General features: G+C 35.3%; 9 protein-coding genes. 5 read left to right on the top strand and 4 right to left on the bottom strand.

All coding sequences use genetic code 11. The features are described 5' to 3' along the window. Positions 1-730 precede the first annotated feature (730 nt). Entirely contained in the window at positions 731-1,366 is a 636-nt protein-coding gene (locus tag I6F65_RS20155) for an isoprenylcysteine carboxylmethyltransferase family protein (RefSeq protein WP_197114607.1), read from the top strand. A gap of 72 nt (positions 1,367-1,438) precedes the next feature. Here the strand turns inward: I6F65_RS20155 and I6F65_RS20150 are convergent, their stop codons facing one another. The 3 genes from I6F65_RS20150 to I6F65_RS20140 are packed head-to-tail and all read right to left on the bottom strand — an operon-like array spanning position 1,439 to position 6,068. Beyond that, entirely contained in the window at positions 1,439-3,463 is a 2,025-nt protein-coding gene (locus I6F65_RS20150; protein ID WP_197114605.1) for a GGDEF and EAL domain-containing protein, read from the bottom strand. 4 nt (positions 3,464-3,467) lie between these two features. Further along, positions 3,468-3,998, bottom strand: coding sequence for a YfiR family protein (locus tag I6F65_RS20145; protein WP_197114603.1), 531 nt, complete (start codon positions 3,996-3,998; stop codon positions 3,468-3,470). 9 nt (positions 3,999-4,007) lie between these two features. After that, positions 4,008-6,068, bottom strand: a complete 2,061-nt coding sequence (locus I6F65_RS20140; protein ID WP_197114601.1) for a TonB-dependent siderophore receptor — start codon at positions 6,066-6,068, stop codon at positions 4,008-4,010. Between the two features lie 423 nt (positions 6,069-6,491). On the opposite strand from I6F65_RS20140, the gene I6F65_RS20135 reads away from it, so the two are divergent. The 4 genes from I6F65_RS20135 to I6F65_RS20120 all read left to right on the top strand — a co-directional run bounded on the left by I6F65_RS20135 (position 6,492) and on the right by I6F65_RS20120 (position 10,336). Continuing rightward, a complete protein-coding gene (locus tag I6F65_RS20135) occupies positions 6,492-7,370 on the top strand; it encodes a sensor domain-containing diguanylate cyclase (protein WP_166115209.1) in 879 nt (292 codons plus the stop codon). A gap of 285 nt (positions 7,371-7,655) precedes the next feature. Then, positions 7,656-8,672: a kelch repeat-containing protein gene (locus I6F65_RS20130; protein WP_166112957.1), complete on the top strand. Its 1,017-nt coding sequence runs from the start codon at positions 7,656-7,658 to the stop codon at positions 8,670-8,672. Then, positions 8,669-9,385 (top strand): Sir2 family NAD-dependent protein deacetylase, encoded by a 717-nt coding sequence (locus tag I6F65_RS20125; protein ID WP_024611603.1) that lies wholly within the window; start codon positions 8,669-8,671, stop codon positions 9,383-9,385. Before I6F65_RS20130 ends, I6F65_RS20125 begins: the two co-directional genes overlap by 4 nt. 153 nt (positions 9,386-9,538) lie before the next feature. After that, the gene (locus I6F65_RS20120) at positions 9,539-10,336 is read left to right on the top strand and encodes a response regulator (RefSeq protein WP_197114599.1); all 798 of its coding nucleotides are present in this window, start codon (positions 9,539-9,541) and stop codon (positions 10,334-10,336) included. A 179-nt stretch (positions 10,337-10,515) separates the two neighbouring features. Here I6F65_RS20120 and I6F65_RS20115 read toward each other — a convergent pair whose 3' ends face one another. Beyond that, a complete protein-coding gene (locus I6F65_RS20115; RefSeq protein ID WP_197114609.1) occupies positions 10,516-11,733 on the bottom strand; it encodes a M20/M25/M40 family metallo-hydrolase in 1,218 nt (405 codons plus the stop codon). Between the last annotated feature and the right edge of the window lie 156 nt (positions 11,734-11,889).

Below are 11,889 nucleotides of genomic sequence, written 5' to 3'. Positions count from 1 at the left end.
TCAGCTCATGACCCACTTTAAAGAAGCCCACTTAGCTCACCAGTCTCAGCAATAGCGCGATAATAAGCAGCTTGAGAATGATTATGCTGTATTTATACTGTGGCTCTCCACTGCTGTGGGCACTAAAGCATTATACTGCTGTGGGCACTAAAGCATTATACTGCGTAGCTCACATGCTTAACATTGTAGAAAAGTGAATGTATGGGTGAATAATACACAGCTCAAGGCATACATTCCTATTAATACTCATTCATTTTACTAAAGTGTTTACGACTAGAAGGAGGCATAGCCAAATATAGCATGCTTACATAGCCTCTATCATCCTACTTAAAAAGCACATAAAGCCAGAAGCTAAATAAATTCCCTTTAAATATCGAGAATTTTTGAAGATGGATTACCCGTTACAACTGTATGATACAGCATCGATTTTATTGAAGGTTTAATATATGAAAGCTATATATTAAAACCGTATCTTGTGATTAGATAACTTAACTATTGTTATAATTTGCTTTCGCTATTTTTGATATCCTAAATTTAAACATCAATAGATATGTTGTATGTGTTTAAAATAATGGGAAAGAATAGAAGTTGAGAGATTAAGTTTATATTGACTGAAGGTGAAATGATTTATATATACATTTCATTAACTTTTCTTGTTTATTAACGGTATGAATACTAAGATGAATTCATTAATTAAGAATAAAAATAATTACTGCGAGGGCGTCCTTAAATGAACTATCAACCCTTTATAGATGACTCAGCGTCACTAATAGAGTTTACTCGTATTTATCTGGCACTTTTTTATACTTTTGTTGCTGGATTTTATACATATCGCATTATCTCTAAAAATAAAAACACGCCATCAGGTGTTATTTTTCCGGGTCAACAGTTTTGTGCTAGTTGGTGGAATCATATGGCATTTAAGTTCTTTAGAGCAGCTATTTGGTTGGTGTGTGTTGTTAGGTTATTTATTCCGGATATAGACCGCTATTTAATATTATTCGAGCCATTGAATGGTTGGCCTGGTGTTATGTTTGGCAATATATTATTAAGTGCGGGTTTTATATTAAGCATGTTCGTGCATTTTAATATGGCTTCTCTTTGGCGTTCAGGAATCGATCCTAATGGACCTAAAGAACTTAAAACAACAGGCCTTTATGAATACTCTCGAAATCCGATGTATTTAGGTGTAGCAGCGGCACAAATTGGTTTCTTTTTAGCACTTCCTTGTGTATTTAGTTTAATTTGCTTACTTGTTGGGTTAGTTGCATTATTTAGACAAACTCAAGTCGAGGAGGCACACTTGAGTAAATGTTTTACTGAACAGTATGATCAATATAAGGCATTAGTACCGCGATGGTTGTAGTTTATTTTTGACTATAAATATTACATGTAGTTGTTTTCAAAGTTAACGAAAGGCATGTAAAACTAAGTTAATTTATATTAGAGTCTTTGATTTTATATGCTGCTTAATAAACGCTTTTTTATCTATTGGTTTAGAAAATATATAACCTTGGATGTAATCGCATGCTAATTCTTTCAATAATAGATATTGATATGTTGTTTCAACCCCTTCTGCAACGACTTTTACATTTAGGTTATGTGCCATAGTAATAATTGCTTTAACAAGTGCGATACTGTTCTCGTTGGTTTCTATATCTTTAATAAATGTCCGGTCAATTTTGAGTATGTCTATATCTAGACGTTGAAGGTAGGCTAGAGATGAGTAGCCGACACCAAAATCATCAATGGCAATATCTATGTTTATCTCGTTTAACCTTTTTAATTGATGCTGTATTGAAGAATCTGGATCCATTAAAGAGTTTTCAGTTACCTCAATTAAAATAGTGTGCGCAGGTAATTTATATTGCTTACTTGCTTTGATCCATTGATCAACCCAATCTCCGGCACGATCAATTTCGAGAGGGGAAGTATTCACGCTTATTTGAATAGGAGTTTCAGATAGCTTATTAAATTGTACTGTATCGCGTATTGCTTGTGATTTTACCCAGTGACCAATATCACTAATTAAACCATTTTTTTCGGCTACAGGTATAAAGCTGTTTGGAGTAATTAAGCCACGTTCTGGGTGATTCCAACGAATTAAGGCTTCCGCTTTTTGTACTGTTATACCATCAATCGAAAAAATTGGCTGATAGTACAGTTCAAATTGGTTTTCACTGATCGCAATTTTAATTTCCTCAATTAAGCGACGTTTTTCAATAGCCTGTTCTTCAATCACATATGAGAAAAATTCATAGCGATTACGTCCTTTCTTTTTAGATAAATACATAGCTTGATCGGCGCGCTTTACTAACTCTTCAACGGTTAACCCATCTGCAGGATAAAAAGTTAAGCCTATACTTGCTGTAACATTTACTTGCTCTTCTTTTATCTGAATACATTGCATTAGACTATGCTGAACTGCATCAGCTATTTTTGCTGCTGCAACAGGATCGTTTACACCCTCTAGAATAAGTGTAAATTCATCACCACCTAAACGTGCAACCGTATCTTGTTTTGAAATGCATTTCTGTAATCGCTCTGCAACTTGGTGTAATAGTAAGTCGCCATAATCGTGACCAAGGCTATCATTTATTTCTTTAAACCCATCTAAATCGATAAAGATGAGTGCAAACTTCATGTTTTTTGTAGCAACTAAGTTTTGAATTTTTTCATAAAAATAGCGTCTATTTGGCAGATCGGTAAGTCCATCTTGGTATGCATATTGATGTAATTGAATATTTGCATTTTCAAGTTCTTTGGTTCGAAGCCGCACTTGATTTTCAAGTGAGCTTTCTCGCTGCTCTATAGTAGAAAGCATGTCGTTAAAGCATGTTGTAAGCTGACCTACTTCATCTTTAGATAGTTGTTTGGCACGTAAACTGTAATTATTTGATTTGGTAACTTTGTCAGCTATTTGTGCTAAATGTAGTATTGGGTTTAAAAAACGACGCCTAAGTGATAATGATAAAAGTAGGCTCACAGCGAATGTAAAACACATTAATATAGTAATAAATTTAGTATAAAAGACTGTTCTATCATTTAGATAGCTATCATTAGCTTGTATCTTAATTTCGCCATAATAATGTAAATCTAGAGTAAGAGCGGTAGTTACTTCAATGCTATGTCCGTCATATTCAAAAAAGTCAGGGGAGAGGGCAATTGCAAGCTGTTGACCGACCTTATTATTTACAACTACAGATATTATGTCCGAGCGAGTAAGTATTGGGTTAATTAACTCTTGTATAGCTTCGGTATCATCGAACATTAGTGCCGTTGTTATATTCGGTGATATCATTTTTGATAATGAATCCAAGCTTTGTATTTGCTCTTCTTTAGCACTCGTAACTTCATAAGCACTAAATACAATCGTAACAGTTGCGCTAGATACTAATGCAACGCTCATTAAAATGAATAAAAGTTTTTTATTCATCGTATTTAATGAAAATACTTTTTTCATTATTTTACCTATTCACAACGCGGGCGAGGCGTAAGACTTTTGAGCTCATAGTAATACCTGAATCTTTAAGCTTTTGTGGGTCTATCTCAAAACGAATTTTACCGCTGGAAAGAAAAAATCTAATATGTCCTCCGCTTTTAATAAATTCTGCACTTTCACCCACAATCATAATGTTGTGATAAGACGTAAGCTGTGATTTTTGCCAATCGGTAATAGTATCAGACGTAATAAAAAGTATATTACATGGTTCGAGAGACACTTCATTAAGTACCACGTGTAAACTTTGTAGAGGTGAATGTTTAATTGTACGATTCTTTAAAGCAACATTCGCAGCATAAATAAAACTTTTATCAGGGCTGCATATCGTAAAGTATTCACTTTCATTTAATTGGACAGGCCATTGACCAAAGCGGGCAAAGTTATATAAAAAGCCTGCTTTTAACATATACTCTTTTTCCATAGCACTGCTGTTCGTACTAAATAAAAGTACAAATGTAATTGTTAAACTATGCAGCAGACCTTTAAATTTAAGCATTTTATTAACTTAAAACTTTATTGTTATTGTAAACGTAATACATTCATCAATGTAATTAGGTATTGTATAAGTTTCGCGTGTATTATTATATTCAATATGAGAACCAGCAAACAAGTTTTTGCCCGAAAGAGCTGCCGCCCAAGTATGATTGATTTGCCAATTCCAAGTTAAGTCTAATGCTGTATAGTTGTCGGCTTCATATGCATCTGAGTTTTCTACACGTAATGCTGTAAAAATGGTGTGATCAGTAAATAGCGTATAATTTGCTTTTGCGAATAACTGTCTATTTGATGAGTCAAAGCCAATAGACGGGGCTGTGCCTTCAGGTAAGTTGTAATCGATATTTGTGTAACTATAACCAAGCTCTGTACTAAGAGAATCAATTGGTTGCCAAGATAAAACAATATCAAACCCCTTAGTTGTCGTTTCTCCAACTGAGACAAGATCGAAGTTAATCTCTGTTGTTGTTAATGACTGAGCAGCTTGTTCAAATTGCCCAGCTTGAAAAAACGCGACTGCAGGTAGAAACTGCTCAAACTGTGTGTTTAATTTAATAGCGGCAACATCTGTTGCGTCAGTATGATAAGCAGAAAAATCTAATGCCCAATCATTGTTGGTAAAACGATAGCCTAATTCATAAGATATATAATTTTCGGACTTTACTTTATCGTTGCCATTTAGAAAAGTTGCAATCCGATAATCATCAATTACAGGTATATCTGTTTTAACCCCAATAATATCTATTATTTTGGTACCGTTAACTTTAAAATTATCGTTAAACTCTATTAAAGTAGGAGTACGTACACTTCGCGATATAGCCCCCCAAGTTAAATGATTTTCAATGGGTTTATATACTAACCTTGCTGACGGTTGGTTTTCCCACCCAGTTAAGTCGTTATGATCTAATTTAGTTCCAATAATAAAGTCGAGTGTATTGGGTACAAAATTATATTGCGCCTGAACAAGCCCACCATATTGCCTAAGGTTATCTAAGTCTTTGTCACTATCTAAAAACACACTTTCAGCAAACGAAATCGCATTATATCGGTAGTTCAATCCCCAATCTAATTGTAATGATTGGTATATAAAATTCATTTGATAATCAATATCTAACGATTCAAAATTTTCTTTTATATATGTTTGATCACCATTTTGTTTAAGCCAAGAGACTTGCAGCATTTGATTTGCATTTGTAGATATTCGATTCTCGATACGGGCCATCATACGCGAATCGGTGCGTTTTAAATCATCAGAAAAAGAAATGTTTGTGTTAGTTTCATCAACAACACCGCGATAGTTTTGTCCCAGCTTAGAATGCGTAACATCCCCCTGAAACAATGCAGACCATTCATCACTTGGAGTGAAATCAGCTCTTAAACCAAATGAGTGCTGTTTAGTTGTATCATTAGGGGTAAGCGAAATTCCTTTTTTTGAAGCATTTGAGTTTTTAATATGACCATAAACTCTGTAACTACCTTTATTACTAATATCGCCACCATAGCGTAAGTTAGCATCTGTGTTTATTTGATTACCCGTTGTCGCGTTTGCGTATCCACCGCGAGTATCAATACTATTTTTTGTAATAATATTTATAACGCCATTGTTTGCGTTACTGCCCCATAAAAGTCCGCCTTGTCCACGAATCACCTCTATGCGTTCAATATCATACAACGGTACGTTAAGGGTTTCCCAGTAAACGGCTGCGAACTTTGGAGTGTACAAGCTCTGACCATCAATCATTACTAATAGCTTGCTAGAAAAACGAGATGCTACACCTCGAGAAGATATAGCCCACTGATTATTGTCCAATTGTCTAACAATAAGTCCAGGTACCATTTTCAGCGCTTCAGGTACTGATGTAGCACCTGAGCTAGTAATTTGCTCTTTGCCTAAAACATAAATAGAAGAAGCGGTATCAAAAGCTGATTGCGTTCTTTTCATTGCAGAAGTGACCTGCACATCCATTCCCATTAGAGCATCAAGATCGAGATCTTCGTCTTCAAATGGAGCGGCCGCAATAAACGGAGAAATAAAAAGTAATGGCCACAAAAAGTGTTGTGATGTTTTCACCGACGCGTCTCCCGCACAATATAAAAATCAAAAACAGTGATTGTTTTTATAAAACATGTGTTATCACACAACATTAACATATGTTTATAGTGTGAAAGCATTTTATATGATGAATAGTATAAATATTTTTGTATTAGATAAAAATTTATACTTATTAGATTCAAATAATTAAGTATGTAGCATAGTATATTTAGGTACATCTGCAATTGCGTACCTAAAAAAGTTAAAAGTAAACTTTATAAAATAGCTAAATACTGCAACATTAAATTTATTTATTGTAGCGACGTTAAATTTTTAGTGTGAAAAAGATTTTTATTAGTCAAAACTACGTTCTATTTCGCTAGAGCATTATTTTCCTTTGCTTTTTTTATAAGTATACCGAATACTAAAATTAGCTTCATTTGCTTTTAAGGCAAGCAAAGTATGACAAAAAATGAGTTTATAAATTTAGAAGACGTGCTCAATTTAATGCTCGACGCGGTATGTGTTGTTGATAAGCAAGGTACCTTTGTTTTTGTTAGCGCTGCATTTGAGCAAATTTTTGGGTATAAAGCAGATGAAGTTGTCGGGGAAAAGATGATTAATTATGTTTACGAAAGTGACCATCATAAAACATATAATGCTGTTGATTCATTGTTATCTGGAGAAGTAATAAATCCACGATTTGAAAACCGCTGGCTCAGAAAAGATGGGGAAGTAGTAAATATATTATGGTCTGTTCGCTGGTCAGAAGAACATCAAGTTAGAGTGGCGGTCGCACACGATATTACCGAACGTAAAAAAATGGAAGAACAGCTTTATTATATTGCTAGGCATGATGCACTTACAGAGTTACCAAATCGTTCGTTATTAATGGAGCGGCTACAGAAAGCAATTATAAAAGCACAAAAAGAGAACTCATTTTTTTCATTGTTATTTATAGATATTGATGGTTTTAAAGCGGTAAATGATACTTATGGGCATGACGTTGGTGATAAACTTTTACATAGTATTGCACTACGACTCAATAGTGTAACGAGGGAATGTGACACCGTAGGGCGTTTAGGTGGGGATGAATTTTTGATTATTTTAGATAATCTAAATTCACCAAGTGAAGCCAACATAATAAAACGCAAAATTCTCGCACAATTTAAAATGGTATTTAAATTTGATGATGTTTATTTAAACATTTCGCCAAGTATTGGAATTGCTAATTACCCTGATAATGGTGAAACTGACCATCAACTAATTAAGCATGCTGATCAAGCAATGTATAAAATTAAAAAATCAGGCGAAAATAAAGCGACTTATTCAACAAACTAATTTTTTATTACTGCATAAAATTTTAGTAAAAAAGCCAGCGAATACATGCACTTTACTTACTTACCGATAAAAATATAGCCGAAAAAATCACTTTTAAAACAATAATTGGATTACAGAATAGTTGGTTTTTTCTTTTTTTAAGTAACGATTAGTTAAATTGAAGGGAATATATACAGCACCTTTAATATTACTTATTAATCCGATTATTTAGATACAACAATATTGGCTTATAGGGACAAAATAATTTAATCTGGCCGTATAAACAATTATTGAATTATCTGCCTTATGAGTCTTATTTTATCTCTTGCTTTAGCAAGTATTCCCGCATTACCAGAGCCCGTAGCTAATAACGCAGTTGCAAAAGTATCAATACAAAACCAAACCTACTTTTTAAGTTTTATGGGTTTGGGTCACGACAAAAAGCATTCATCAGTACACAATAAAGTATGGGCACTTAAATTAGGTGATTCACAATGGCAAGCTAAAACGGGTGTGCCTTCGAGTTTGCCAATAAAAGGGCGGTTAGCAAGTACTGCTGTTGGCTTAGGTGAATATGCATATGTATTTGGTGGTTATACAGTAGCAAGCGATCATACAGAAACATCAAGTCCTGACGTATACAAATACGATGTAATAAATGACACCTACAGCCAATTAGCTAATATGCCAGTGCCGGTTGATGATAGTGTTGCCCTTAGTTATAAACAACGTTACATATACTTAATTAGTGGTTGGCATAACGACGGTAACGTAAACTTAGTCCAAGTTTATGACACGCAAAATAATACATGGCAACAAGCTTCACCATTTTTAGGGCAACCAGTATTTGGTCAAGCAGCAGCTATTAACGGCAATACAATTGTTATTTGTGATGGCGTTAAAACACAAGCAAATCCAGATTCACGTCGTTCGTTTGCAGGTGTTGCGCAGTGTTTAAAAGGTACTATAGACGAAACTAATCCGTTAAAAATAGATTGGCGTACATTGCCACACCCAACAGGGACTGCACATTACAGAATGGCAGCCACCAGCTATAACGGTAATATTTATATGTTAGCGGGTTCTAATAATCCTTATAACTACAGTGGTATTGGTTATGACGGAAAACCTGCACCAGCCAGTAATCATGTTTGGCGTTTTAATATTGAAAAAAATAAATGGCAAATTTTATCAGTCCTTAAAGTAGCAAGTATGGATCACCGTGGTTTACTTGAGAATCAAGGTGTTTTATATCGAATTGGTGGCATGAATAACACACAACAAGTAAGTGCTGACGTACTGGGGTATGAGGTAGAAAAATGAGCACATTATATATTACTGGAGCCGGAGTAAGTGCTGCTAGTGGCATTCCTACTTTTAGAGGTGAAGATGGTTATTGGACTATTGGCAGCAAAAACTATACCCCAATAGAAATGGCCACGCGTGCTATGTATAAGCGTGCCCCAATGGAGTTTTTAGCATGGTATTACCATCGTTTTGCAACGTACCGAAATCATGGTCCTAACGATGTACACCACTGGCTAAGTGATAAAAGCTTAATTACTCAAAATATAGATGGGCTTGATGGTAAAGCGGGTAATAAAAATTATATTGCTATTCATGGAAGGCTCGATCAAATGACGCTATTTCATGAGCAAGGCGATGATGTTACTCCATTTACTACACCGTGGGATAAGGTTGACGAAAGCAATTTACATGAATCGTTATTTGACGTGTTTAACATTCAAAGTCAGGTACCAATAATCAATCGCTCTTATAAGCCATTTGTTTTATTATTTGATGAATATTACACCGAGTTATATCGTATCAGTGAAGCTCAACAACGTATGAATGAAGCTGAAAAAATCGTATTTATGGGTACATCTTTTAGCGTTAACATTACACAAATGGCATTAGATATCGCGCGTAATAACAATATTGAAATAGAAGTGGTAGATCCAGAGCCAACTCATGTTTTACACCCCAATGTAAGTTATAAAAAAATGACGGCGTTGGAATACATTCAAAATAACTAAAATAGAGCGCGTTGTAAGTATTTGACGCGCTATTTATATTTTATTTACAATTTTGTAGACCTTTTATCTATTCAACTATGTATGTTGTTCTATAATCTTAATGAATAAAAGCAATTGCTTTATAAAAAACATAACAATATTGAAGAGATATAAATGAGTGATTTAACTGCAATAGCCAATTTATCAATATTATTAGTAGAACCTTCCGATGTTCAACAAAAACTAATTATAAAATCGCTGACCCAGTGCAGTGTAAACCAAATTGAAACCGCTACTACACAAGCACAAGCTTTGGCTATGCTTGAAAGGTATCAACCTGATTTAGTGATTAGCAGTATGTACTTTGCTGATGGCACCGCAGACTCGCTACTACAAAAAATCAGATCAACTGCGAGTACCGAAAACCAAGCATTTATGTTGGTGTCGACTGAGCGCAATAAAAAATATCTTGAGCAATTAAGACAGTCGGGGGTATTAGCTATATTACCAAAACCTTTTAGTGCTAAAGCGATTACACGCGCGCTAAAAGCGACCTTAGATATAATTACTGAAGAAGAAGTTGAGCTAGAACATTTTGATGTAACATTATTACGAGTTTTAGTCGTTGATGACAGTCGCTTTGCACGCAAGCATATTATTCGTGTACTTGCTGGTATGGGAATACCGGCACCCGTTGAGGCTGAGAATGGTAAAGAAGCGATTGAATATTTAAATGAGCAGTCGTTCGATTTAATCGTAACTGATTACAATATGCCAGAGATGGATGGAAAAGAACTAACCGAAACAGTTAGGCGTTCAAATAGTTACTCACATATTCCTATTTTAATGGTTAGCTCTGAGGCAAACGAAACACACTTAGCTAACATTGCGCAAGCAGGCGTTGACGCTATTTGCGACAAACCGTTTGAGCCAGCAACCGTAAAAGATTTACTGTTTAAAATAATGTCTTAAATTATTAAGTCTAACGCAAACAATAAAAGCTTATTAGCCTAAGCAGATAAAACTAAAGCAGCGCTTATTAAAAGTGGCTGCTTTTTTATTATTAATGACTAGGTGCACTATAAAAACCAAATGCCACAAAACATAATATAGTCTCAATAGCGGTATCAAATATGCGCCTTGTTATTAAGCTATAGCTGCCCTAATCTATAAATAAGTAATGCGGTTTTTTTGATATTTTTATCAAGGCTGGTTAAATCAGCCGTTTCATTTTTAGTGTGCGCGCCGCTGCCCATTAAGCCTAAACCATCAAGTGCCATATCAACATGGTTTGCTGCAAACGAAATATCAGCTGCGCCGGCATTTCGTGGATTGGCAGCTGCCACTTTGTTGTAACCTAAATCGTGACTAGCATCGCTATACATTTCCAATAATTTTTGATTACCCTCAGTGAGTGCCATTGGTGGGTAACCATCTTCAAAAATAAGCTCTGCTTTACTGCCATTTAAACTATTGCTAGTGATGAGTTGCATTGATCTTTTTGCATTTTCTAATTGTTTAGGCGAAAGCGCACGTAAATCACCAGCAACATGTACTTTTTGAGCAATAACATTACTTTTACCAAAGGCAGTTGCCGAAGAGTTTTTACTATTGTAGTCAGCAGTCGTACCGCCAACAATTAAGCCAGGGTTAAACGTTAAATTAGGCTGTGTAGCAAGTTGTTCTCTAAAGCTATTTAAAATGCGTGATGCCTCGTAAATAGCACCATAACCTACATTTTCATTAAATATTTGTGATGAATGTGCAGCGTTTGCGTCTACAGTTAATGTCCAACCTGTATAACCTCGGCGCGCCGCCATCGCTGTTTTAATATTGTTATCACCATTTTCATAACCTAAGGCTATGTCTGCCCAAATAGCGGCATCAACAATAGCTTGTTTAGATAAACTAAGCGGGCGACCGCTGCTTTCTTCATCGCCAGTAAGTAATACTTTTATGCTCACGTTTTCAAGTAAATTAAGGGATTGTAAGCTTTTAAGGGCGGTAATTATTATCGTGTTACCGCCTTTCATATCGGCAACACCAGGACCACTGGCTGTATCGGCATCAAGCTGTTTGTAAGTGGTAAAGTCATCGTGCTTGGCAAATACTGTATCTAGATGGCCGATCATCAGTATTTTTATTGCATCGGGGTTTTTACTCTCATATGTTGCTAATACATGCCCAGCACGATTAAATGCACTGCCATCAAGCCACTCCACTTCAAAACCAATGGCTGCTAATTGCTTACTTGTAAGCTCGCCTACTTTTTTTACGCCTTCTATATTAAGTGATCCGCTATTAATATTTACAGCTTGTTCTATTTCTTGCAGTGCCTGGGGAGTATTTTTATCGACTTGCTCTACAATGTCGCGCTCATTTTTATCTAAAGCGGCATCATAGGTTGGATCTTAAGGAATAAAACTTGAAAACATGCTCTGAATTTGATCTGATAGTAATCGCCAAACCACTATCTATCCCAAAAGCAGAGCATGAATAAATATAATACTGAGTTAAACAAAATA

The organism is Pseudoalteromonas sp. SWXJZ94C (assembly GCF_015864385.1).
Lineage (GTDB): Bacteria > Pseudomonadota > Gammaproteobacteria > Enterobacterales > Alteromonadaceae > Pseudoalteromonas.
Note: the sequence above shows the minus strand (reverse complement) of the source record. Positions and strands in the feature narration are given on the sequence as shown.

What these genes read in the sequence shown, in the direction of transcription:
- I6F65_RS20155 (WP_197114607.1), top strand. Translation starts at nt 731, where the DNA reads ATGAACTATCAACCCTTTATAGATGACTCAGCGTCACTAATAGAGTTT.
- I6F65_RS20130 (WP_166112957.1), top strand. Translation starts at nt 7,656, where the DNA reads ATGAGTCTTATTTTATCTCTTGCTTTAGCAAGTATTCCCGCATTACCA.
- I6F65_RS20145 (WP_197114603.1), bottom strand. Translation starts at nt 3,998, where the DNA reads ATGCTTAAATTTAAAGGTCTGCTGCATAGTTTAACAATTACATTTGTA.
- I6F65_RS20120 (WP_197114599.1), top strand. Translation starts at nt 9,539, where the DNA reads ATGAGTGATTTAACTGCAATAGCCAATTTATCAATATTATTAGTAGAA.
- I6F65_RS20125 (WP_024611603.1), top strand. Translation starts at nt 8,669, where the DNA reads ATGAGCACATTATATATTACTGGAGCCGGAGTAAGTGCTGCTAGTGGC.
- I6F65_RS20135 (WP_166115209.1), top strand. Translation starts at nt 6,492, where the DNA reads ATGACAAAAAATGAGTTTATAAATTTAGAAGACGTGCTCAATTTAATG.
- I6F65_RS20150 (WP_197114605.1), bottom strand. Translation starts at nt 3,463, where the DNA reads ATGAAAAAAGTATTTTCATTAAATACGATGAATAAAAAACTTTTATTC.